This is a genomic window from Streptomyces sp. CNQ329 (assembly GCF_000482585.1).
On the sequence record NZ_AXVU01000038.1, the window covers coordinates 42,107 to 63,225 of the forward strand.

Genomic DNA, 21,119 nt, shown 5'->3' on the forward strand with positions numbered 1-21,119 from the left:
GCAAAGACTTTGGCCGAATGTCGAACAAAGAAGGTCTTGTTGGTGTCGTAGGTCGTCTCTATGGTGGTCGATGTGACAGCCGCTTCCTCTCCTTCTTCGCCGATGCCGCCACCGCCGCCGCCATCGGCCTCCGGCACACCGCCCCCCGGAGGGCCGGGGAACCCGCCGTACAGCCCGCCCGCGGGCCAGTCCCCCGGCGAGGTCCTGGCGCTCATCAGCTCCGGCGCCGCCGCCACCCGCGCCGAGATCGCCCGCCTCACGGGCCTCGCCCGCTCCACCGTCTCGCAGCGCGTCGACGCGCTGATCGCCCACGGTTTCGTCGACGAGGACGCCGAAGCCGGCTCCACCGGCGGCCGTCCCCCGCGCCGCCTCTCGCTGCGCACGCGCGAGCACGCCGTCGCCGGCGTCGACCTGGGCGCCTCGCACTGCCGGGTCGCGCTGTTGGACATCGGCGGCACGCTGCTCGCGGTCCGCGAGGACCCGCTGACGATCGCGGACGGCCCGGAAGCGGTTCTCGGCCACGTCGAACGGACGATGCAGCGGCTGCTGGAGGAGGCCGGCCGCGACCCCGGGACGCTCCGCTCCATCGGCGCGGGCGTGCCGGGCCCGGTGGAGTTCTCCACCGGCCGCCCGGTGGACCCGCCGATCATGCCGGGATGGCATCAGTTCCCCATCCCCGAGTTCTTCGACGAGCGCTTCGGCGTCCGCGCGCTCGTGGACAACGATGTGAACGTCATGGCACTGGCCGAACAGCGCCGGGCCTTCCCGGACACGTCGTACCTGCTCTACCTGAAGGTGGGCACGGGCATCGGCTGCGGCATCATCGCCGACGGCCGGCTGCACCGGGGCGCGCAGGGCTCGGCGGGCGACATCGGCCACATCCGCGTGGGCGAGCGCGAGGAGCTGTGCCGCTGCGGCAACTCGGGCTGCCTGGAGGCGATAGCGGGCGGCGCGTCCCTCGCGGTCCGCCTCCGGGAGCTGGGCCTGGAGGCGTCGGCGGGTCTCGACGTCGTACGCCTGGTCAAGGAGGGCAACCGGGAGGCGGTCCGCATGGTCCGCGAGGCGGGCCGGGCGGTGGGGGAGGTGCTGGCGGGCCTGGTGAACTTCTTCAACCCGGAGACGGTGGTGGTCGGCGGCGCCCTGGCCGCGGTGCACGACCAGTTGCTGGCCGGGGTGCGGGAGGCGGTGTACCGCAGGTCGCATCCGCTGGCGACGCACGTGCTGCGGATCGAGCCGAGCAGGACGGGCGAGAACGCGGCGGCGATCGGGGCGGGGATCCTGGCGATAGAGCACGCGCTGTCCCCGAGGCAGGTGGACATGGCCCTGGCGGAGGCGGCGGGCTGAGGCGCACGGGCCGACGCCCGCGCGTGCTCGTACACACCGCGCGGCCGGGCCCGGCCCTGCGCCCGGAGCCGCTCCGTGCGCCGGGGCGGCGATCCGCCGGTGATCACCGAGCATGAAGACGTTCCCCTCCCGCGGGACACCCGCCGAACCCCACGGTGTGCAGACAGCTCGAATGGCGACTCATCCCGCCAGGCCTGATGCTGAATCCGCGAGGTGATCACCATGAGCGGAAGGCACGGCCACAGGGGTGGCACACCCGTGCGGAGCGGGCGGCACGACGAGGACGCGGACCTTCCGGACTCCCTCGTGGACGCGTTCGCCTCCAGGCTGCGAGGAGAGCTCATCCGGCCCGGGCAGCGCGGCTATGATCCGGCGCGCGAGCTCTGGAACGGCATGATCGACAGGTACCCGGCGATGGTGGCCCGGTGCGCGGATGAAGACGACGTCGTCGCCGCCGTCGACTTCGCCCGCGACAACGGGATGCTGGTCGCCGTGCGCGGAGGCGGGCACGGCGTCGCCGGTCACGCGGTCTGCGACGGTGGTCTGGTCATCGACCTGTCCGGGATGCGCGGCGTCGACGTCGACCCCGAGGCGCGCACGGCGGTTGCGCAGGGCGGCTGCACGCTGGGGGACGTCGACCGCGAGACGCAGCGCCACGGGCTCGCCACTCCGCTGGGCGTGGTGACGCAGACCGGGATCGCCGGCCTGACCCTCTCCGGGGGAATGGGCTGGCTCCGCCGCAAACACGGGTTGAGCTGCGACAATCTCCTGTCCGCACGGATTGTCACCGCCGACGGGCGCGTTCTGGTCGCCGACGGGAACCACCATCAGGACCTGTTCTGGGGGATCCGCGGCGGTGGCGGCAACTTCGGCGTCGTCACCTCGTTCACCTACCGTGTGCATCCCCTGGGGCCGGAGGTCTTCGTCTGCTTCGTGTTCTACCCCGCGGCCCGTGCGAAGGACGTGCTGCGGGCCTGCGAGCGCCACCTGGCCCAGCGGCCGGACGACTTCGCCCCGATCGCGATCCTCGGGAAGGTCCCGGAGGCGGAGGAGTTCCCGCCCGACGCGTACGGGAAGGACTTCGCGGCGCTGCTCGCGCCGTACCCGGGAGACCCGGCGGAGGGCGAGCGGCTCCTGCGGCCGCTGCGCGAGATCACCGACCCGATCTGCGACCTCAGCGCCACCATGCCCTACACCCGGGCCCAGTCGATCCTGGACGAGGACTACCCCGACGGCTGGCGCTACTACTGGAAGTCCATGAACGTACCCGCCCTCAGCGACGAGCTGATCGAGCGGCTTGCCGCCCACGCCGCCGCCTCGCCCTCGCCCCGGTCCACCCTCGACATCTGGTACCAGGGCGGCGCCATGGCCCGCGTCGGCGAGGAGGAGACCGCCTTCGCCAATCGCGACGCCCCCTATCTGATCGGTATCGAGGGGAACTGGGAGGCGGAGAGCGACTCGGCCCAGAACGTGGCCTGGGTGCACGACACCTGCGCCGACCTGCACCCGTTCTCCGCCGGCGGCGTCTACCTCAACTTCCCCGGCTTCCTGGAGGAGGGCGAGCGGCTCCTGCGCGAGGGCTACGGCAGGAACTACGAACGGCTCTCGGCGGTCAAGGCGACCTACGACCCCGGGAACCTCTTCCGCCTCAATGCGAACGTCAAGCCGAGGCAGACGGGCGCGGTCACCGACGGGGGCGACCCGCGCGACCGCAGACCCTGAGGGCTCGGGCCGCGGTGACCGCGGAAGCGGACCGGCGGCGGGAGGGAGGCGTGCCTCGCACTCCGGACGGTCGTCGGCCACACTGACCCGATGGAGTACGCAGGCCGGGTGCCCCCTCCACCGCTCGACCGGTTCATCGACGACGTCTACTGCCTGACCGGGACGCCCCGCCACCGCCGGATGACCATCCCGCCGATGCCGTCGGCGCGGTCCAGGCCGGCGGGCTGAACGCGGGCGCCGGGGTGAGCGGCAACCACCTGGCCGCGTAGTTCAGCAGGGCGTTCAAGGACTTCACCGGCCGCACTCCGACGGAGTACCTGGCGCTGCGGCGCCGGTTCCCCGCCGAGCAGGGGTTCCCGCCGGACGCGGGTCCGATGAGCGCCGATTGACTTCTTAACGTCGGGCCGCTCCACGACTGGTACTTCAACGGGGACACGCCTCTCATCGACAGCGGCGACCAGGAGTACGACCATGCGGGTGGCGGGAGCGGCATCGCCGGTGACCGGGACGTCGCCGTGAGCGCCGGCGAGGTGGGCGGTCAGATCCTCGCGACCGGCCTCGTGGACGAGGTCGCGATGGACGCGGTGCCGGTGGTCTTCGGGTCGGGCAAACGCTACTTCGGCAGCATCGACGGGCAGCATCTGCTGGAGGATCCCCACGTGGTCATCCAGGGCGACAGGGTCCTGCACCTCCGGTTCCAGGTACGCCGCTAGACGCGGTGACCGTATGGGTCCGGGTCTTCAGGTGACGGCACCTGAGCCCATCCGGCTAGTCCAGGTCACTGGGCATGACCCCGTGAACGAGATTGTTCAGTGCCTCATGTATATCTTTGCCCACCATCATGTCACCGGTTGAACCTATCAGCAGAACTCGCCCGTGCTCATCACCGGCAAGTGCGGCTCTGTCGCCATGGAGGACACCGAGGGGAAAGGTGCTGCTTCCTGCCGCTTCGGAAAGCTGAGCATACGCACGAGGGCTCAACAAGCCCTCCCGGGGATCCACTTGGAAAGGATTCCTGTACATCGTTCGGCCGGGCCCCGAGACCTGTATATCCAGTCCGCCGAATTCCCGGAGTATCGTGCGGACCGCCGGCGGCGGAGGGGGGTAGGAGGCGGAGTCGGAAAAGATCGGCCCGGCTGCGGTGTTTCGCTTCTGACGAATCAACTCGATCTGCTCGACCCAGTCGTCCACCTGATCTCCCGTATCGCGTCCTGGCTTCCAGCCGGCTTCAGTCAGCTTCTGAACCGTTTCAGCTTCGAGCGGTACCCTGTCCATCAAATGGCGGCCTTTCGAGATCCCTGATGAGGAATCAGGGATCCTACCGTCCGACGAGGCTCCTGGGCGCCCGGACCCGTGCGAAGCAACCGGCAGAGGATCACATGGCACCGGGGTGTGAGCGGATCGAGTGGTGACGGGCGGAGCCGGAGGGGCCGTAGGGTGCACTCGTATGAAGGGTCTCGGTAGCCAGATCGCGTACTGGGACGGCGTCGGTGCGACGAAGACGTTCACCCATCCGGTGCATCTCGGCTGGCTGGCGGGGGTGAGTCCGGACGCCCGGGTCCTGGACTACGGCTGTGGATACGGTCGTGTCATGGCCGAGTTGAGCGAGCACGGCTTCCGTGACGTCTCCGGCGTCGACCTGTCTCCCGCACTCATCGAGCGGGGTCGTCAGTTGCGGCCCGACCTCGACTTCGCCGTCCTGGAGTCCCCGCCGGAGCTGACACGCGCGTCGGGGAGCTTCGATCTGATCCTGCTGTTCGCCGTGCTGACGTGCGTCCCCGACAGCACCGCTCAGCGGGCGCTGATCACGGAGCTGGACCGCGTCCTGGCGCCCGGCGGGCTGCTCTACGTCAGCGATGTGGTCCTGCAGGACGACGAACGAAACCACAGCCGGTATGCGGCCTATGCCCGGCAGTTCGGCACCCCGTACGGGGTGTTCGCCACCGACGACGGTGCGGTGTGCCGGCACCACGACCTCGCGGAACTGCACGCTTTGCTGTCGGACTTCGGCGTGAGGGACGAGCGCCGGATCGAGGTGGCCACGATGAACGGCCACCGGTCGCAGGCGGTGCAGCTTCTGGCCCGCAAGCGGTAGCCGTCGCAGCCCTTCGTCGAGGGCCGCGCCCTACGGGGACGCCGTTCCCGCCGCCGCCCGCCGGATCGCCTCGATGAGTGCGCTCGTCCCCGGAGGGTCCGGGGGGTCTCCGTACGTCGCCGTGTAGATGCGGCGCCCGGCGTCGGGGATCTCCGTGGTGTGGATCTCCGGGTTGCGGTGGGCACGCAGGGCCAGGCCCGGGAGCGTCGTCACGCCGACACCCGCCGCGACGAGGGCCTGGACCGCGACCATGTCGTCGCAGACCGAGTCGATCCGCGGCGCGAAGCCGTGGCGGGCGCAGACCGCCGTCAGTTCGCTGAGGCAGCGTGCGCAGCCGCCGATCCACGCCCCGTCGCGGTGGTGGGCCACGCTGTCGTCCGGGTGACGGCTGACCAGGTGGATCGGGTCGTCCGCCACGTGGGTCAGGCGGAAGCCCTCGTCTTCGAGCGGGGCGTGCGCGTGCCGGTAGACGAGCGCCACGTCGACGTCGCCCCGGCGCAGCATCTGCAGCCCCTCCTCCGGATGCCGGTCGACGATGCTCAGCGCCAGGCCCGGGTGGGCTTCGGCCAGGTCCCGCGCCGCCTTCGGAACGATCGTGCTCAGTACGGAGGCGTTGGCGGCGAGGCGGACGCGGCCGGTGCGCAGGCCGACCTGGGCGGCGAACTCGCTGGTCGCCGCGTCGACCCGGCCGACGATCTCGGTGGCGCGGCGGGCCAGGAGTTCGCCCTCGGGGGTGAGGCGGATGCCGCGCCGTACGCGCTGGACGAGCTTGGCGCCCGTGGCCGCCTCCAGACGCGACAGGTGGTGGCTCACCGACGGCTGGGAGTAGTGCAGTTCCCGCGCGGCTTCCGTCACCGACCCGTGGCGCGCCACCGCCGCGAGCACTTTGAGATGGACGAGGTTCAGCACACATCAAGGATATTGATGTGATCTTCGAAGATTTGGCATTGGACGTCATTGCAGGCGTCCGGCCATGCTCTCCCCGTATCGGCCCGACTCTCCGAGGAGCACCCATGGGCAAGCTGAGATGTCACATCTCGATCTCCCTCGACGGTTACGTCGCCGGCCCCGGCCAGAGCGTCGAGAACCCCCTCGGCGTCGGCGGCGAGGGCCTGCACGACTGGGTGGTTCCGCTCGCCGCCTGGCGGGAGATGCACGGCATGGAGGGAGGCGAAGTCACCGCCAGCACGCCGGTGTTCGAGGAGACGATCGCCGGCATCGGCGCCGCCGTCATGGGCCGCGGCATGTTCGGCCCCGTCGGCGGCGGTCCCTGGGCCGAGGACGAGCAGTGGACCGGCTGGTGGGGTGACGAACCGCCCTACCACTACCCCGTGTTCGTCGTCACGCACCACGCGCGCGACCCCCTGGAGATGGCCGGCGGGACCACCTTCCACTTCGTCACCGACGGCATCGAGTCCGCGCTCGCGCAGGCGAAGGAGGCCGCCGGCGGCAAGGACGTGATGCTCTACGGCGGTGGGCAGATCGTGGGGCAGTACCTGGCCGCCGGACTGCTCGACGTGCTCGAACTGCACGTCGTGCCGGTGCTGCTCGGCGGCGGCTCCCGCCCCCTCGACGGCCTCGGGGATACGGACGTACGGCTGGAGCAGGTCCGGGCCGTCGAGGGGAACGGCGTCGCCCACCTCACGTACCGGGTGCATTCCGGGCGCTGAGGACCGGCCTCAGGCGCCGAGCGCCACCCCGTCCTGCCGCGGATCCGCGCCGCCCAGCAGGCAGCCCCGTTCCGCGTCCGCCGAGATGACCATCGCGCTGCCGCCCCCGCCCCAGGGCCCGGCGTCGGTCACCTCGTGCCCCCGCTCCCGCAGCCCCTCCAGCACCGGGCGGCCCAGGCGCGATTCGCACCGCAGCTCCTCCGGCTGCCCGAGGACGTCCGCGTCGCTGCCCGGGTGGATGAAGAACCGCGGTGCCTCCACCGCCTCCTGCGGGTCGAGGCCGCGGTCCACCAGGTGGGAGATGAGCTGCGTGTTCCACTGCACCTGGCCGTCGCCGCCCGGCGTGTTGCCGGCGTGCTCCAGCCGGCCCGCCGCGTCCGTGACGATCCAGGCGTTCAGCGTGTGCAGCGGCCGGCGGCGCGGCCGGACCGCGTTGGGGTGGCCGGGTAGGAGGTACGCGCCGCGGCCCAGGCGGTTGTTGAGCAGCACGCCGGTGCCGGGGAGCGTGAACGTGGAGCCGAAGGCGAAGGCCAGCGAGTGGATGTAGCTCACCGCGCGCCCCTCCGCGTCCACGGCGACCATCGACGTGGTGTCGCCGTCCGCCCGGCCCGCCCCGCCCGGCGGGACCTCGTCGCGCGCGAGGCGTGCGCGCGCCGCGGTTATCTCCCCGGCGGTCAGCGTCTCCCGCCACACGTCGGTGTCGCTCGCGCAGCGCCCCACGCGGTCCGCGAAGGACAGCCGGGCCGCCGACGCCAGCAGGTGCACGGCGTCGGTGCCGAGCGGGGGAAGGCCGCCGAGGGTGCCGTCGCAGAGGGCGAGTTGCTGGAGGGCCATCCAGCCGGGGCTGGGGGGCGGGGTCTGGTGCACGGTACGGCCGCGGTAGGCGGTGCTGATCGCCGGCTGCGGTGCCACGTCGCCGCACAGCGCCCACTCCTCGCCGCTGAACGGCGCGCCCGCCGCACGCAGGGCGGCCACGGCCCGCTCCGCGAACGCGCCGGTGTAGAAGGCGGCGGGGTCGGCGGCGAGGGTACGGATCGTCGCCGCCAGGTCCGGCTGCGCCAGCCGGTGGCCGACGGCGGGCGGGCTCCCGGCGGGCAGCAGGTTCCGCAGCGCCTCGGGGTCGGCGGCGAGGAGCTGCTTCTCCTCGTCGATGTCGCGCCGGGTCTTCGCGGTGCAGGGCAGGCCGCGTTCGGCGGCGCGGGCCGCGGGGGCCCACAGTTCGGGGAGTGCGCGCGTGGCGCCCGCGGCGTGCAGGGCGGCGAGGGCGGCGGGCGCGCCGGGTACGGCGACGGAGAGCGGGCCGGAGAGCGGCACGGCGTCGTGGCCCCGCGACGTGTAGAAGTCGAGGTCGCCGCCGTCGGGACCGTAGCCGCTGCCGCACACCGTCCACACCCGGCCGTCCGGCTCCCGCACGACGGCGAAGGCGTCGCCGCCGACGCCGCACTGGCCCGGCAGCGCGAGCCACGACATCGCGGCCATCGCCAGCACCGCGTCCACGGCGTTGCCGCCGTCGCGCAGCACGGCGGCGCCGGCGAAGGTGACGGCGGGGTGTGCGCTCGCGGCCATGCCGTCCGCGGAGAGCACGGGGGCACGGGGCGGGCGCTGCTGGGCTGACGGCGGGTGCGACGCGTACGACTCGGCCATGGGGCGAGTATCCGTCCGGCGGAGCCGGAGATCCATGTGCCGTCCGCCACGGATCCGTACCGCCCCCCGGTGCGCCCGGCACACTCCGGCCGCCCGGCAAAGGACCGGCCCGGCCGGGGAGTCGCGCCCCGGGCGGGAGCCGGCGCGGGGCGGTGCGCGGGTCAGCCCGCCGGCGCGCCCCGGCCCCGGGGGAAGCGGGTGACGTACCGCCGCTGCCAGGGCGTCTCCACCGCACGGCGGTGGTAGTGCTCCCGGACGTACGCCACCGCCCGGCCCGCCGGCACTCCGTCGAGCACCGCGAGGCACGCCAGCGCCGTCCCCGTACGCCCCACCCCGCCGCCGCAGGCGACCTCCACCCGCTCCTTCTCCGCCCGCTCCCACGCCTCGCGCAGCGTCGCCTCCGCTGCCGCGCGATCGGCCGGCAGGCGGAAGTCGGGCCACCGGATCCAGCGGCTCTCCCACGCCGTCTCCGGCGGGGTCCGGCCCAGCAGGTACACCCCCAGCTCGGGGTCCGGACCCGCCGGCACCGGCTTGCGCAGCCCGCGCCCGCGCACGTACCGCCCGGACGGCAGCCGCAACACCCCGGCCGCGGCGGGCTCCCACGTCTCGCTCATGCGCCGAGCGTAGCCGCGGGGGCCCGCCCGCGGGGTGGGTCCTCCTGGAAATTATCACAGCGCTGTTATATTAGCGCTGTGACATCTACGGACCCCACCAAACTGCCCGACCCCTGGCAGACCCTGCACACGCTGCTGGCCTCCCTCGACGCCGAGATCGAGCAGGTCTACACCGACCGCGGCATCGAGGGCGTACGCCCCCGGTTCGCGTATCCGCTCATCCGGCTCGCCCACACCGGGCCGCTGACCATCCGCGAGCTGGCGGAGTCCCTGCACCGCTCGCACTCCGCCGTCAGCCAGACCATCGCCGCCATGCGCAAGGCGGACCTGGTCACCTCCGAGCCGGGCCCCGACGCCCGTACCCGGCGCATCGACCTGACCGAGCGGGGCCGCTCCCTCGTGCCGTTCCTGGAAGCCGAGTGGCGCGCGACCCACGCGGCGGTCAGCGAACTGAACGACGCGCTGCCGTACCCGATGACCGCGGTGGTGGAGGACGTACGAGCGGCGCTGGCCGACCGGTCGATGCGCCGGCGCATCGAGGACCGCCTCGCCGAGCCACCCCGATGAGCCTGGGCATCCGCTTCCTCGACACCCGCCCGCTGCGCAGCAGTCCCGCGTTCCGGGCCCTGTGGACGGGCACGGCGGCCTCCCAGCTCGGCGCCCAGATCACCCTCGTGGCCGTGCTCGCCCAGGTCTGGGAGCTGACAGGCAGCCCGGTCGGCACCGGCGCCATCGGCCTGGCCACCGGCCTGCCGATGATCCTCTTCGGCCTCCTCGGCGGCACCCTCGCGGACACCGTCGACCGCCGCGCGCTCGTACGAGCCACCACCGCGGGCCAGTTGCTGGCCGCCGGCGCCCTGTGCCTCCAGGCGCTGGCGGACAACCGCAACGTCTACCTCCTCCTCACCCTGGTCGCCCTCGCCACCACCTTCGCCGCCCTCGGCGCCCCCGCCCGGCGCACCTTCCCGGTCCGTCTGCTGCCCGCCGACCAGGTGGCTGCGGGCCTCGCGCTGAACAACGTCAGCTTCCAGGTCGCCATGCTCGCGGGACCCGCGACGGCCGGCCTGATCATCGCCCGCTGGGGCCTGGCCGCCGCGTACGCCACCCAGGCCGCGGCGATCGCCGTCGCCGTGCTCGCGGTCCTCCGCCTCCCGCCGATGCGCCCCGAAGGCGTACGGGCGACGAACGGCAGGCGCCGGGCCGAACGCGGCGGCTGGCGCATCGTCCTGCACCGCCACACCCTGTGGGGCTCGCTGGCCACCGACCTGTCCGCCACGCTCCTCGCGATGCCCGTCGCGCTCTTCCCCCTCGTCAACGAGGTCCGCTTCGACGGTGACCCGCAGACCCTCGGCCTGTTCCTGTCGGCCGTCGCGGTCGGCGGCATCACGGCGGGCCTGCTCTCCGGCACCGTCACCCGCGTCCGCCGCGGCGGCCTGGTCCAACTGACCGCCGCCGCCGTCTGGGGCCTCGCCCTCGCCTGCTTCGGCCTGGCCGGCCCTCTCTGGCTGGCCCTCGCCTGCCTCGCCGCGGCGGGCGCCGCCGACACCATCTCCGTCGTCACCCGCAGCGCACTGGTCCAGCACGAAACCCCGGACGCCTACCGCGGCCGGGTCTCCTCGGTGGAACACGTCATCGGCGTGGCGGGCCCGGAACTCGGCAACTTCCGCGGCGGCCTGGTCGCCTCCGCCACCTCGGCGAGCTTCTCCCTGGTCACGGGCGGCCTGGCCGCGGCGGCGGGCATAGCGGCGATAGCCGCCGCCAATTCCCCCCTCCGCACCTACCGCACCCCCACCCCAGGCCCGAACACCCCGACCCCGGCGGGCTAGCCTCCGTCGCCGTCAGGCACGGGGAGCCGGGCACCGCGGCTCTCGGCGACCCGGTGCACGTCGCTCAACGACTCCACCATGCGCGCCACGAGGTAGCGGAACTGCGGGAGGGTGGTCGCGTCGTCCTCAAGCATGCCGCCGGCGTGGCCCAGCAGCTCGACCGCCATCCCGAGCTGCACCCGCTCGATGTCGTCCGCGACCCGGGAGACGTGACCGGACCCGTCCCCGACGCTTCTGTGATGCACGGCTGGCGCAAGTCCTCGTACAGCGGGAGCGAGGGAGGTAGCTGTGTCGAGGTCATAGACGACCATCCCTCGGGAATCCCCGTCCGCGACTCCAAGGATCCGAACGGCCCCGCGCTGCTATTCCACCCGGATGCCTGGGCGTCTTTCGTCTCAGCCGTGAAGAGCGGGGACTTCCGCCTCTGAACCCGCACCCCGGGGCCGGCGTTTCGCAGGTGCGTCACCGCCGAGCGGCCAGTACCGCCGCGAGGCCCTCCTGCAGGTCCTTCACGAAGTACTCCGGAACCTCCAGCGACGGGAAATGTCCCCCGCTCTCGGGCAGCCGCCACCGGACGATCTGCCGGTACCGCTCCTGCGCCCACGGGCGCGGGCACTTTTCGACGTCCCGGGGGTACATCGTGAGGGCCGACGGGACGTCGACCCGGAGTTCGGGGTCGAGCGAGTTGTGGCTTTCGTAGTAGATGCGGGCCGCCGATGCGCCGGTCCGTGTCAGCCAGTAGAGGGTGACGTCGTCGAGGACGCGGTCTCTGGAGATCGTCTCGAACGGGCTGTCCTCCGTGTCCGACCATTCGGCGAACTTGTCGAGGATCCAGGCGAGAAGCCCGACGGGTGAGTCGACGAGCGAGTAGCCGATGGTCTGCGGCCGGGTCGCCTGCTGCTTCGCGTAGGCGGCGCGGTGGCGCCAGAAGTCGCGGGTTTCCTCGGTCCACTGGCGCTCGGCGGTGGTCAGCCCGTCGGTGGTCAGCCCGGGCGGCCCCTCCGCGAACGTGGTGTGGATGCCGAGGACGTGTGCCGGGAACCTGCCGCCGAGGACGGTGGTGATGTTGCCTCCCCAGTCGCCGCCGTGGGCGGCGAACCGGTCGTAGCCGAGCCTTCCCATCAGTTCGACCCAGGCGGCGGCGATCTTTTCGGTTCCCCATCCGGTGGTGGCCGGCTTGTCGCTGTAGCCGAAGCCCGGCAGCGACGGGACCACGACGTGGAACGCCGGGGCGTGCGCATCTTTCGGGTCGGCGAGTTCGTCCACGACATCGATGAAGCGGACGACGCTGTCCGGCCAGCCGTGGGTGAGGAGCAGAGGGGTGGCGTCCGCGCGTGGGGAGCGGCGGTGCAGGAAGTGGATTCCCAGGCCGTCGATCGTCGTACGGAACTGGCCGATCCGGTTGAGACGCGCTTCGAACGGCCGCCAGTCGTACCCGGTGCGCCAGTAGTTCACGACATCGACGAGGTCGGCGAGCGGAACGCCCTGCCCCCATCGGCGGGGGCCGGGCGGCGCGGCGCGAGGGACCGTCTCGGCCTCCGGCAGTCGCGCCGCGGCGAGGCGCGCGCGCAGATCGTCGAGGTCGGCGTCGGTCGCGTGGGTTTCGAACGCTTGCACGTCACTGGTCGGGCGGGGCATGAGACCTCCTGGCCGTCGTGGAACCGGCTTCCCGTCTCTCGCGAACCGGCTTAGACGGTTCTAGCATTTCTCATTATCAGCACGCAACCTGCTAAGCTGGTTCCATGCGTGTGCTTCTCCCTGACTTCCGCCTCGGCAGCGTGCTGGCGACCAGCTTCACGGGGACGCTGTCGGAGCGTCGCGGCGAGCCCGTGGAGCGGATTCCCACGCCGCAGCGGCTCGTCGACTGGCTGGCGGTGAACGGCCTCGCGGTGGACTCCTGCACCGCGGCCCAGCTCGGCCTCGCGCGGGAGCTGAGGGAGGCGATTCACGCCGCCGCGACCGCGGCGGCGGTGCAGGACGACCTTCCCGCGGCTGCCGTCGGGGTCATCAACGACTTCAGTGCCCGGGGCCGGGCCGTGGCGGTCCTCACGCCGGAGGGCAAGCGGCGATGGCGGCTCGGCCCGGCGTCCGGCGTGGAGGACGCCCTCGGCGTGATCGCCGCCGACGCGATCAGCATCATCGGCGGCGAACGGGACGGGAAGCTGGCCCTGTGCGCCTCACCGACCTGCCAGGCCGCCTTCTTCGACACCAGCCGAAGCCGGACCCGCAAATGGTGCGAGATGAACACGTGCGGGAACCGCCAGAAGAAGGCCCGCTTCCACGCCAACCAGCGCAGGAACCCCTGACGAGCGCCGGCCGGAACTGAAGTCCCGCTCGACGGGGGTTACTTCCGGCCGACACCGGAGCGATGCGTTCGGCTCCGCGTGCCCGCCCGGGGTCACGCCCGTCGGTCGGCCGCCGCCTGGACGATCTCGTCGAGGCGGGCGAGGGCGGCGGTGTACTCGTCGATCTGCTTTTTGATGCGGGCCCGTTCGGCATCGAGCATGGCGCGCTGCTCGTGGGTGGTCGTGCCGGTGTCGATGCAGGGGAGCAGTTCGGCGATGCGGCGGCTGGGCAGGCCGGCCGCGTAGAGCTGCTGGAAGAAGCGGACCCGGTCGACGGCGTCGTCGGCGTACTCGCGCTGGCCGCCGGGGCTGCGCGTGGGGGAGAGGAGTCCCTGCTCCTCGTAGTAGCGCAGTGCCCGGACGCTCACTCCGGAGCGCCGGGCCACGTCTCCGATACGCACGCCGCGTTCCCCTTCTCGTCTGATCCGCGCCCAGGACTTGCACCTGACGTCAGCGGTAGGTCCTAGCGTACCGGCCATGAACACACCGAACGCGGCACCCGGCACCCACCCCTCCCCCGGCCTCCGGATCGACGGCGCCGTCGCCCTGGTGACCGGCGCCAACCGGGGCCTGGGCCGCCACTTCGCCCGGCAGCTCCTGGAGCGCGGCGCGACCCGCGTGTACGCGACCGCCAGGCGCCCGGAGACGATCGACCTGCCCGGCGTCGTCCCGCTGCGGCTGGACATCACCGACCCCGGCCAGGTCGCGGAGGCGTCCGCCGCGGCCGGCGACGTGACCCTCGTGGTGAACAACGCCGGTGTCAGCCACTGGACGGACCTCGTCACCGGCGACCTGCACGCCGTACGCGACGAGATGGAGACCAACTTCTGGGGGACCCTCAGCGTCGTCCGCGCCTTCGCCCCGGCACTGGCGGCGAACGGCGGCGGGGCGATCCTCAACGTGCTGTCCGCCCAGTCCTGGTTCGCCTACCCGGGCACGAACGGCTACCACGCCGCCAAGGCCGCCCAGTGGGCCCTGACCAACGCCGTCCGCATGGAACTCGCCGGCCAGGGCACCCTCGTCACCGCCCTCCACCTGGGCGCCGTCGACACCGACTTCAGCGCCGCCTACGACGGCCCCAAGGGCGCCCCGGCCCCCGTCGCCCGCGCCGGTCTGGACGGCATCGAGGCGGGCGCGGCCGAGGTGCTCGCCGACGACTGGAGCGCCCACGTCAAGAAGTCACTGGCCGAGGACCCCGGGCACCTCTACGACGAGATCCGCGCCGGCATCGTCTGACCCGGCCGGTCACGGCGGCCGGCCGCGTGGTTCACCGGGAGGTGACCGCGTCAGGCGCCCGGGCCGGGGGCAGGATGGTGGACGGCGGGGCGGTGGCTCTAAGTTGGGCCGTCGAAACGCCGGTACGCGCCAGGCGGCCGCCGACCGAAGGAGACGCCCGTGACCCACGAACCGCCTTTAAGCGACCAGCCCGAGACCCCCGTCAACCCGAGCATCCCGCACCCCGCCCGGATCTACGACTACCTCCTGGGCGGCAAGGACCACTACGCCGCCGACCGCGAGGCGGCGGAGGAGACCATCCGGCGCGCACCGCAGGTCAGGGCGTCCGCGCGCGCGAACCGCGCCTGGATGCGCCGCGCGGCCCGCTATCTCGTCGAACAGGGCGTGCGGCAGTTCCTGGACGTCGGCACCGGCATCCCCACCTCGCCCAACCTCCACGAGGTCGCTCAGCAGATCAGCCCGGAGTGCCGGGTCGTCTACGCCGACAACGACCCCGTCGTCCTCGCCCACGCCCGCGCCCTGCTGAGCAGCTCCGCCGAGGGCCGCACGGCGTACATCCAGGCCGACCTGCGCCGCCCCGAGGAGATCCTCAAGGATCCGGAGCTGTGGGGGACCCTGGACCGGGACCGGCCGGTGGCGCTGATGCTGTCCGCGGTCCTGCACTTCGTACGCGACGAGGAGGAGCCCGCCCGTATCGTCGCCGCCTTCCGGGACGCCCTGCCGCCCGGCAGTTTTCTGGCCCTGTCCCACACCACCAACGACATCCAGCCCGAGCGCGCCGCCGACGCCGCCGCGGTGTACGGCGAAAGGCGGGCCGCGGCGCTGATGGTGCCCCGGCCCCTGGACCAGGTGGAGGCGCTCTTCGACGGCTTCGACGTCGTCGATCCGGGTGTCGTCCAGTTGCCGTACTGGCACCCGGACGGCCCCGTCCGGCCGCGGCTCCTCGACGAGGTGTGGCTCTACGGCGGCGTGGGCCGGCTGAGCGACGGCTGAGCCGGCCGCGCCGGCCTCCCACCGCCGGGCGCGCCGACTCCGCTCCTCCGCTCCCGGGCCTTGTAGTGTCCCTACAATCTCCCGGTATGCCCACAAATGACGCAAAAGCGGCGTTGGCCTGCACGGTCAACGGCAAGGACGTCTCGCTGGATCTGGATCCCCGGGAATCCCTCCTCGACGTGCTGCGCGAGCAGCTTGCGCTGACCGGCACGAAGAAGGGGTGCGACCAGGGCCACTGCGGCGCGTGCACCGTGCACGTGGACGGCCGGCGGGTGCTGTCCTGCCTGACCCCCGCACTGCAGGTCTCGGGCCAGGCGGTGACCACGATCGAGGGCGTCGCCGGGGAGGACGGCGGCCTGCATCCGCTGCAGCAGGCGTTCATCGACCATGACGCGCTGCAGTGCGGCTACTGCACGCCCGGCCAGATCATGTCCGGTATCGCGTGCATCGCCGAGGGCCACTGCGGGAGCGACGACGAGATCCGCGAGTACCTGAGCGGCAACCTCTGCCGCTGCGCCGCCTACGTGGGCATCGTGGCCGCCGTACGGCAGACCGCCGACGCGGTACGGAACGGGGCGTGACGCCGTGCGCTCCTTCACCTACGTCGCGCCGGACACCGTGGACGCCGCCGTGACCGCCCTGCGCACCGCGCCGCCCGGCAGCAGGATCCTGGCCGGCGGCACCACCCTGTACGACCTGATGAAGCTGGAGATCGAGACCCCTCCCACGGTCATCGACGTGCACCGCATCGCCGAACTCGACACCATCGACGTCGGCGAGCGGGAACTGGTCTTCGGCGCCGGCGCGCGCATGGCCGACGTCGCCGACCACCCGGCGGTCCGCGCCGCCTACCCGGGCCTGTCGGAGTCGCTGTGGCGCGCCGCGTCGCAGCAGTTGCGGAACATGGCGACCGTCGGCGGGAACCTCCTGCAGCGCACCCGCTGCCCGTACTTCCGCAACGCCACGGAGTTCCCCTGCAACAAGCGCAACCCGGGCAGCGGCTGCGCCGCCGTCGGCGGCCACGACCGCGCGCACGCGCTGCTCGGCGGCAGTGACGCGTGCATCGCCGTCTACCCCGGCGACTTCGCCGCCATGCTGATCGCGTTCGACGCCGTGGTCGACGTCGCCGGCCCCGGCGGACAGCGCAGCGTGCCGCTCGCCGGACTGCACGTCGAACCTGCCGACGACCCGACCCGCGAACACGTGCTCGCCCCGGACGAACTCATCGTCCGCATCCGGGTACCCGCGACCCCTGCCGGTCGCGGATCCACGTACCTCAAGATCCGCGACCGGGAGTCCTACGCGTTCGCCCTCACCGCCGCCGCCGTCGGGCTGACCGTCGACGGGGACGGCACGGTCGGCGAGTGCCGCATCGGGCTCGGCGGCGTGGCCACCCGGCCATGGCGGGCCACGGAGGCCGAACAGACCCTGATCGGGCAGCCGCTGACCCCGCAGACCGCCCGGCGCGCCGGAGAGGCCGCCTTCGCGGCGGCACGCCCCGGCGGCGAGAACGGATTCCGTATCGAACTGGGCGTACGCACCGTCGCCGAGGCGCTGCGCATCGCCGGAGAGCGAGCCACCCGATGACCGTCACCGACGCTCCCCCCACCGGCGGCCGGCCGCTGGACACCCGCCGCGTCGATGCCCGTGAGAAGGTCACCGGCCACGCCCGCTATGCCGCCGACCAGGTACCCGAGAACGTCGCGTACGGGGCGTGGGCCACCGCGCGTACCGGCAAGGGGCGCGTCGTGCGCGTCGACACCTCCGCCGCGGAAGCCGTGCCCGGAGTCCAGTTGGTGATCACCCGGTTCGGGCCGGACGACCTGCGCGACGTCGGCTTCCTCATGGCCGGCGGGCACGCCGTGCAGAGCCTGCAGCCCCTGCGCGACGACCACATCGCCTACCGCGGCCAGCCGATCGCCCTGGTCGTGGCCGACGGTCTGGTCGCCGCGACCGAGGCGGCGCTGCTGGTCACGGCCGCATACGACGACGAACCGTTCGCGGTGGAGATCGACGCCGAGGGCGCCGAGACCGTGCTGCAGGAGCAGGCGATCCCGCTGCCCGTCCTGGCCGACATCAAGGTGGGCGACGCGGACGCGGCGTTCGCGGCCAGCCCGGTGCAGATCACCGGCACCTACGAGCAGCCCGCCCAGCACAGCATGCCGATGGAGCCGAACGCGAGCGTCGCGCACTGGGAGGGCAACCGGCTGATCATCGACGACACCACCCAGAACGCCAACGCGGTACGGTTCGGGCTCGCCACCCAGCTCGGTATCGACCCGGCGGACATCGAGGTCCGCTCGCCGTACGTCGGCGGCGGATTCGGCCAGAAGAACGCCATGCACCTGCATCTCGGGCCGATCGCCGTCGCCGCACGCCGGCTCGGCAGGCCGGTGAAGATGGTGCTGCCCCGGCCCCAGGTCTTCCACCTCGGCGCCTTCCGGCCGAACTCGGTGCACCGGGTGCGGCTCGGCGCGGACGAGAACGGAAAACTGCTCGCCGCGATCCACGAGGTCGACCAGCAGACCTCGCGCCACGACCTCTTCCCGACCGAGATCACCACGGTCTCGTCCCGGCTCTACGCGACGCCCGCGTTCCGCGGCGAACAGCGCCTGGTCCGTACGGACGTGCAGACCCCCGGCTTCATGCGCTCGCCGTACGAGAGCCCGTCCATGTTCGCGTTCGAGTCGGCCATGGACGAACTCGCCTACGCGACGGGCGTCGACCCCGTGGAACTGCGGCTGGCCAACGACGCCGCGGCCGACCCCGTCACCGGCCTGCCCTTCTCCGGCCGGCACCTGGCCGAGTGCGTACGCCGCGGCGCGGCCCGCTTCGGCTGGGACCGGCGCGATCCGGAGCCGGAATCGATGACCGCCGAGGACGGTTCGACACTCGGCTGGGGCATGGCGGCCGGCTGCTACCCCGGCGGCATGGTGCCGGTCGTCGCGCACCTGTCCGCGGCGGCCGACGGGACCGTCACCGTCGACGTCGGCGGCCACGAGATGGGCCAGGGCATCCGCTCGGCCGTCGCGCTGCTCGCCGCGCGGGACCTGGGCGTGCCGGTGGACACGGTGAACGTACAGGCCGGCGACACACGGGTGGCGCCGCAGCACCTCACCGCCGGTTCCTGGGGCACCGCGAGCGCGCTGCCCGCCGTGCAGGCCGCCCTCGCCGACCTGCGCACGGCCCTGGGCGTCCCCGGCTCCGGCGATGTGGACGTGGCCGCCGCGGTCCGCGCCACGGGCAGGCCCTCGGTGACGGCGGAGGCGACCACGCTCGCACCCGGCCAGAGCCAGGAGGACCTCGCGCAACTCGGCAAGGGCGTCCTCGCCATCGGCGGACCGGTCTACCCCGAGTTCGTCACCATGAGCTGGGTCGCACAGTTCGTCGAGGTCCGGATCGAACCGGCCACGCGGCGCATCCGGGTGCCCCGCGTGGTCACCGTCGTGGACTGCGGCCGGGTGGCCAGCCCGGTCACCGCGGCCAGCCAGGTCCGCGGCGGGGTGGTGTGGGGGATCGGGCAGGCGCTGCGCGAGGAGAGCGAGGTGGACACGCGGTTCGGCGGGTTCCTCAACACCACGCTGGAGGACTACCCGGTGCCGGTGAACTCGGACATCCGGCAGATCGACGTCGACTTCATCGACGAGCCGGACCTGCGGTTCAACCGGGCCGGCGTGAAGGGCGTGGGCGAGGTCTGCATGGTCGGCGTGGCCGCGGCCATCGCGAACGCGGTGCACCACGCGACCGGCCGGCGCATCCGCCGGCTGCCGATCCGCCTGGAACATGTCCTCTGAAGGGAGGTCCACCGCACGGCCCGCCGGCACCCCGGACAGCCGGCCGCTGGACAGCCGCCCGCCGGACAGCCGCCCGCCGGACAGCCGCCCGTCGGTCAGCCGCCCGGACGCACTGAGTCCGGCCGCGCTGGCCGACGCCCGCCGGCACCAGCCGGTCCGCGGCCTGATCGGGCTGGCCTTCGTCCTCCCCGTCACCGTGCTGCTGTCCGCCGCCGCGGACGGCGCCCTCCACTCCCTCGTCGTCCTCGGGCCGATCGCCACGTTCGCGCTGCCGATCATGGCGATGATCGCGTTCTGGTGGGAGGACTGGCCCGGCACGTTGTTCCCCCGCCCCTGGTCCGGCCTGTACGACACCGCGCTCGTCGTGGTGGGCGGCGTGGTGCTGGCCGTGCTCGGCCAGCTCGTCGTCAACGGGGCAGACCTGGTCGGAGTCTTCGACCCGGGCCCCGCACACCCCGGCCTCGACCCGGCCGCGAACGCCCTCTCCGGCAGCATCTTCACCCTCCTGCTCCAGCTCACCCTGGTCTGCGAACGCCGCCCGCTGGCCCGCCTGCCTCCCGCACCGGCGGGCCTGACCGCCGTGGCGCTCTGCTGGGTGCTCGGCCTGATCGCCTGGGCGGCGCTGGTGGACTCGGACGCGATCGAGTCGGAGAGCTACGGCGCCTGGTTCACGTCGATCGGCGCGTGGCAGATGCTCTTCTGGGTCGCACTGCGCGGCTGGCCGTTCGCCCGGATGGACCGCACGTGGCGGCGCCTGCTGCTGGGCAACGTCACCGTGATCGCCTGCGGATGGGCCGGCTACCTGCTCACCAGCCGCGCCCTCGACTGGCCCGGAGCCCGGATCACCGCGACCGCCGGCGCCGCCATCGGCAGCATCCTGCTGGTGGCCATGCTCTTCGAGGCATGGCCGGCGATCCGGCTGACCCCCGCCCCGGGCCGTACCCTCGCCGTCCTGATCGCCGTGGCCCTCACCGTGCTGCTGGTCTGGCTGCTCCCGAAACTCGCCCACGCGGTCGGGGTGCCGGAAGCGCGCGAATGGAGCTGGACCACGCACGTCATGCTCAACGCGCTGAGCAGCGCGGTGATCCTGCACGTCGTGGTCTGGAAGCGCTGGCCGTACACGGCGGTTTCCGGATCAACGGCGTGAACGCCGCCGTGCGCCTCCGGAGGATCGGGGCAAGCCCGGCGGCGCCGTGTTCGGCGCCGGCGACCCCAGCGGTGCCGTGCTCGGCGCGTCGTGCGCGGTTCCTCACCTGGCTCACCTTGTGCGCGCTCCCGGAGGCGGCCGGTCTGCGGCAGGTGCGCTACCAGCAGAATCGCCGCGAGGGGCGGCGACACGACGACGTCACCTACGACTTCGACACCTGGCCCGACCTGCCTGCATTCCCCGAAGTCAAGGGGCCGTCCGAGGAAGCGGTCCGGAATGCCGCGGCGGACCTCGGCCTGGACTACAGCGAGGCGCGATTCGGCAGCGTCCATCTGATCTACAAGAGCGAGGGGAACCGCGACATCCTCGCCGAGCCCACGCTGCTCTTCCGGGCGCAGTGAACCTTGGACCCGTCCCGGAGCCGGCAGGGAGGCTGCGCTGCCGCCCGCAGGCCGCCTGCGGGAGCCTGGTCCGTCGTGTACGGCGCGGGGCAGGTGCGGGGGGATGCGCGAGGGCGGACGGTGTTCGCCCAGAACCCCACGCCCCCTCACACCCGCCCAAGGGTATGCGCCTGCTCTGACAGTGAGCCCGGGTCGCCGGCGCTGGCGGCTGGTCTTCGCGTGGCGTGCGGCGGGCCCGGGGTTACGCACCGGGGGCGGGCGTTGGTGCGTGGGCGCCGGTGTCGGGGG

22 protein-coding genes and 2 pseudogenes are annotated in these 21,119 nt (G+C 72.8%); 17 read left to right on the forward strand and 7 right to left on the reverse strand.

All coding sequences use genetic code 11. From position 1 onward, the window contains the following. Window positions 1-102 precede the first annotated feature (102 nt). The 4 genes and pseudogenes from I003_RS0122995 to I003_RS0123010 form a co-directional block, all read left to right on the forward strand. Window positions 103-1,344 carry an ROK family transcriptional regulator gene (locus tag I003_RS0122995; RefSeq protein ID WP_027773666.1) on the forward strand — a complete coding sequence of 414 codons (1,242 nt, stop codon included), beginning with the start codon at window positions 103-105 and terminating at the stop codon, window positions 1,342-1,344. 222 nt (window positions 1,345-1,566) lie between these two features. Next, window positions 1,567-3,066: an FAD-binding oxidoreductase gene (locus tag I003_RS0123000; RefSeq protein ID WP_486584343.1), complete on the forward strand. Its 1,500-nt coding sequence runs from the start codon at window positions 1,567-1,569 to the stop codon at window positions 3,064-3,066. Between the two features lie 90 nt (window positions 3,067-3,156). Next, window positions 3,157-3,294 carry a hypothetical protein gene (locus I003_RS37010; RefSeq protein ID WP_486584344.1) on the forward strand — a complete coding sequence of 46 codons (138 nt, stop codon included), beginning with the start codon at window positions 3,157-3,159 and terminating at the stop codon, window positions 3,292-3,294. Window positions 3,295-3,557: 263 nt separating this feature from the next. Further along, window positions 3,558-3,779 (forward strand): annotated as a pseudogene (locus tag I003_RS0123010) (dihydrofolate reductase family protein); the annotation flags it as partial. 55 nt (window positions 3,780-3,834) lie between these two features. On the opposite strand, the gene I003_RS35075 reads toward I003_RS0123010, so the two are convergent. Next, window positions 3,835-4,341 (reverse strand): SUKH-3 domain-containing protein, encoded by a 507-nt coding sequence (locus I003_RS35075; protein ID WP_078564280.1) that lies wholly within the window; start codon window positions 4,339-4,341, stop codon window positions 3,835-3,837. A 172-nt stretch (window positions 4,342-4,513) separates the two neighbouring features. Between I003_RS35075 and I003_RS0123015 the strand changes: the two genes are divergently transcribed. Then, window positions 4,514-5,161 carry a class I SAM-dependent methyltransferase gene (locus tag I003_RS0123015; RefSeq protein WP_027773669.1) on the forward strand — a complete coding sequence of 216 codons (648 nt, stop codon included), beginning with the start codon at window positions 4,514-4,516 and terminating at the stop codon, window positions 5,159-5,161. Window positions 5,162-5,191: 30 nt separating this feature from the next. On the opposite strand, the gene I003_RS0123020 is transcribed toward I003_RS0123015, so the two are convergent. Further along, on the reverse strand, window positions 5,192-6,070 hold the full coding sequence (locus I003_RS0123020; RefSeq protein WP_027773670.1) for a LysR family transcriptional regulator: 879 nt from the start codon (window positions 6,068-6,070) through the stop codon (window positions 5,192-5,194). Between the two features lie 104 nt (window positions 6,071-6,174). Between I003_RS0123020 and I003_RS0123025 the strand changes: the two genes are divergently transcribed. Beyond that, complete coding sequence (locus I003_RS0123025; RefSeq protein WP_027773671.1) at window positions 6,175-6,831, forward strand: dihydrofolate reductase family protein; 657 nt, start codon at window positions 6,175-6,177, stop codon at window positions 6,829-6,831. A gap of 9 nt (window positions 6,832-6,840) precedes the next feature. Here the strand turns inward: I003_RS0123025 and I003_RS0123030 are convergent, their stop codons facing one another. Next, a complete protein-coding gene (locus I003_RS0123030) occupies window positions 6,841-8,475 on the reverse strand; it encodes a gamma-glutamyltransferase (RefSeq protein WP_037721481.1) in 1,635 nt (544 codons plus the stop codon). A 161-nt stretch (window positions 8,476-8,636) separates the two neighbouring features. Further along, window positions 8,637-9,089 (reverse strand): phosphatase domain-containing protein, encoded by a 453-nt coding sequence (locus I003_RS0123035; RefSeq protein ID WP_027773673.1) that lies wholly within the window; start codon window positions 9,087-9,089, stop codon window positions 8,637-8,639. A gap of 78 nt (window positions 9,090-9,167) precedes the next feature. Between I003_RS0123035 and I003_RS0123040 the strand changes: the two genes are divergently transcribed. Next, a complete protein-coding gene (locus I003_RS0123040) occupies window positions 9,168-9,656 on the forward strand; it encodes a MarR family transcriptional regulator (protein ID WP_027773674.1) in 489 nt (162 codons plus the stop codon). Further along, the gene (locus tag I003_RS32950; RefSeq protein ID WP_037721482.1) at window positions 9,653-10,915 is read left to right on the forward strand and encodes an MFS transporter; all 1,263 of its coding nucleotides are present in this window, start codon (window positions 9,653-9,655) and stop codon (window positions 10,913-10,915) included. Before I003_RS0123040 ends, I003_RS32950 begins: the two co-directional genes overlap by 4 nt. On the opposite strand, the gene I003_RS32955 is transcribed toward I003_RS32950, so the two are convergent. Next, the gene (locus tag I003_RS32955) at window positions 10,912-11,160 is read right to left on the reverse strand and encodes a hypothetical protein (RefSeq protein WP_051368389.1); all 249 of its coding nucleotides are present in this window, start codon (window positions 11,158-11,160) and stop codon (window positions 10,912-10,914) included. The genes I003_RS32950 and I003_RS32955 overlap by 4 nt on opposite strands. Here I003_RS32955 and I003_RS35080 point away from each other — a divergent pair. Further along, window positions 11,155-11,343: a DUF397 domain-containing protein gene (locus I003_RS35080; RefSeq protein WP_078564282.1), complete on the forward strand. Its 189-nt coding sequence runs from the start codon at window positions 11,155-11,157 to the stop codon at window positions 11,341-11,343. The two genes, I003_RS32955 and I003_RS35080, sit on opposite strands and share 6 nt — an antisense overlap. A gap of 34 nt (window positions 11,344-11,377) precedes the next feature. On the opposite strand, the gene I003_RS0123055 is transcribed toward I003_RS35080, so the two are convergent. Continuing rightward, window positions 11,378-12,553: an epoxide hydrolase gene (locus I003_RS0123055; RefSeq protein WP_027773675.1), complete on the reverse strand. Its 1,176-nt coding sequence runs from the start codon at window positions 12,551-12,553 to the stop codon at window positions 11,378-11,380. A 104-nt stretch (window positions 12,554-12,657) separates the two neighbouring features. Between I003_RS0123055 and I003_RS0123060 the strand changes: the two genes are divergently transcribed. Then, the gene (locus I003_RS0123060) at window positions 12,658-13,221 is read left to right on the forward strand and encodes a CGNR zinc finger domain-containing protein (protein WP_027773676.1); all 564 of its coding nucleotides are present in this window, start codon (window positions 12,658-12,660) and stop codon (window positions 13,219-13,221) included. 92 nt (window positions 13,222-13,313) lie between these two features. Here I003_RS0123060 and I003_RS0123065 read toward each other — a convergent pair whose 3' ends face one another. Next, window positions 13,314-13,661, reverse strand: coding sequence for a MerR family transcriptional regulator (locus I003_RS0123065; protein WP_027773677.1), 348 nt, complete (start codon window positions 13,659-13,661; stop codon window positions 13,314-13,316). Window positions 13,662-13,737: 76 nt separating this feature from the next. On the opposite strand from I003_RS0123065, the gene I003_RS0123070 reads away from it, so the two are divergent. From I003_RS0123070 to I003_RS32960, 7 genes and pseudogenes are all read left to right on the forward strand, one after another. Next, window positions 13,738-14,496 carry an SDR family oxidoreductase gene (locus I003_RS0123070; RefSeq protein ID WP_037721484.1) on the forward strand — a complete coding sequence of 253 codons (759 nt, stop codon included), beginning with the start codon at window positions 13,738-13,740 and terminating at the stop codon, window positions 14,494-14,496. A gap of 159 nt (window positions 14,497-14,655) precedes the next feature. Continuing rightward, complete coding sequence (locus tag I003_RS0123075; protein WP_078564284.1) at window positions 14,656-15,489, forward strand: SAM-dependent methyltransferase; 834 nt, start codon at window positions 14,656-14,658, stop codon at window positions 15,487-15,489. Between the two features lie 86 nt (window positions 15,490-15,575). Continuing rightward, window positions 15,576-16,070, forward strand: a complete 495-nt coding sequence (locus I003_RS0123080; RefSeq protein WP_037721486.1) for a (2Fe-2S)-binding protein — start codon at window positions 15,576-15,578, stop codon at window positions 16,068-16,070. A gap of 4 nt (window positions 16,071-16,074) precedes the next feature. Continuing rightward, window positions 16,075-17,076 (forward strand): FAD binding domain-containing protein, encoded by a 1,002-nt coding sequence (locus I003_RS0123085; protein ID WP_027773681.1) that lies wholly within the window; start codon window positions 16,075-16,077, stop codon window positions 17,074-17,076. After that, entirely contained in the window at window positions 17,073-19,283 is a 2,211-nt protein-coding gene (locus I003_RS0123090) for a xanthine dehydrogenase family protein molybdopterin-binding subunit (RefSeq protein WP_037721488.1), read from the forward strand. The genes I003_RS0123085 and I003_RS0123090 overlap by 4 nt, the downstream gene beginning before the upstream one ends. Then, entirely contained in the window at window positions 19,273-20,430 is a 1,158-nt protein-coding gene (locus I003_RS0123095) for a hypothetical protein (RefSeq protein WP_027773683.1), read from the forward strand. Before I003_RS0123090 ends, I003_RS0123095 begins: the two co-directional genes overlap by 11 nt. A gap of 140 nt (window positions 20,431-20,570) precedes the next feature. After that, window positions 20,571-20,831 (forward strand): annotated as a pseudogene (locus I003_RS32960) (adenylyl cyclase); the annotation flags it as partial. Window positions 20,832-21,119 lie beyond the last annotated feature (288 nt).

What these genes read in the sequence shown, in the direction of transcription:
- I003_RS0122995 (WP_027773666.1), top strand. Translation starts at nt 103, where the DNA reads ATGCCGCCACCGCCGCCGCCATCGGCCTCCGGCACACCGCCCCCCGGA.
- I003_RS0123000 (WP_486584343.1), top strand. Translation starts at nt 1,567, where the DNA reads ATGAGCGGAAGGCACGGCCACAGGGGTGGCACACCCGTGCGGAGCGGG.
- I003_RS37010 (WP_486584344.1), top strand. Translation starts at nt 3,157, where the DNA reads ATGGAGTACGCAGGCCGGGTGCCCCCTCCACCGCTCGACCGGTTCATC.
- I003_RS35075 (WP_078564280.1), bottom strand. Translation starts at nt 4,341, where the DNA reads ATGGACAGGGTACCGCTCGAAGCTGAAACGGTTCAGAAGCTGACTGAA.
- I003_RS0123015 (WP_027773669.1), top strand. Translation starts at nt 4,514, where the DNA reads ATGAAGGGTCTCGGTAGCCAGATCGCGTACTGGGACGGCGTCGGTGCG.
- I003_RS0123025 (WP_027773671.1), top strand. Translation starts at nt 6,175, where the DNA reads ATGGGCAAGCTGAGATGTCACATCTCGATCTCCCTCGACGGTTACGTC.
- I003_RS0123030 (WP_037721481.1), bottom strand. Translation starts at nt 8,475, where the DNA reads ATGGCCGAGTCGTACGCGTCGCACCCGCCGTCAGCCCAGCAGCGCCCG.
- I003_RS0123035 (WP_027773673.1), bottom strand. Translation starts at nt 9,089, where the DNA reads ATGAGCGAGACGTGGGAGCCCGCCGCGGCCGGGGTGTTGCGGCTGCCG.
- I003_RS32950 (WP_037721482.1), top strand. Translation starts at nt 9,653, where the DNA reads ATGAGCCTGGGCATCCGCTTCCTCGACACCCGCCCGCTGCGCAGCAGT.
- I003_RS35080 (WP_078564282.1), top strand. Translation starts at nt 11,155, where the DNA reads ATGCACGGCTGGCGCAAGTCCTCGTACAGCGGGAGCGAGGGAGGTAGC.
- I003_RS0123055 (WP_027773675.1), bottom strand. Translation starts at nt 12,553, where the DNA reads ATGCCCCGCCCGACCAGTGACGTGCAAGCGTTCGAAACCCACGCGACC.
- I003_RS0123060 (WP_027773676.1), top strand. Translation starts at nt 12,658, where the DNA reads ATGCGTGTGCTTCTCCCTGACTTCCGCCTCGGCAGCGTGCTGGCGACC.
- I003_RS0123070 (WP_037721484.1), top strand. Translation starts at nt 13,738, where the DNA reads ATGAACACACCGAACGCGGCACCCGGCACCCACCCCTCCCCCGGCCTC.
- I003_RS0123080 (WP_037721486.1), top strand. Translation starts at nt 15,576, where the DNA reads ATGCCCACAAATGACGCAAAAGCGGCGTTGGCCTGCACGGTCAACGGC.
- I003_RS0123090 (WP_037721488.1), top strand. Translation starts at nt 17,073, where the DNA reads ATGACCGTCACCGACGCTCCCCCCACCGGCGGCCGGCCGCTGGACACC.
- I003_RS0123095 (WP_027773683.1), top strand. Translation starts at nt 19,273, where the DNA reads ATGTCCTCTGAAGGGAGGTCCACCGCACGGCCCGCCGGCACCCCGGAC.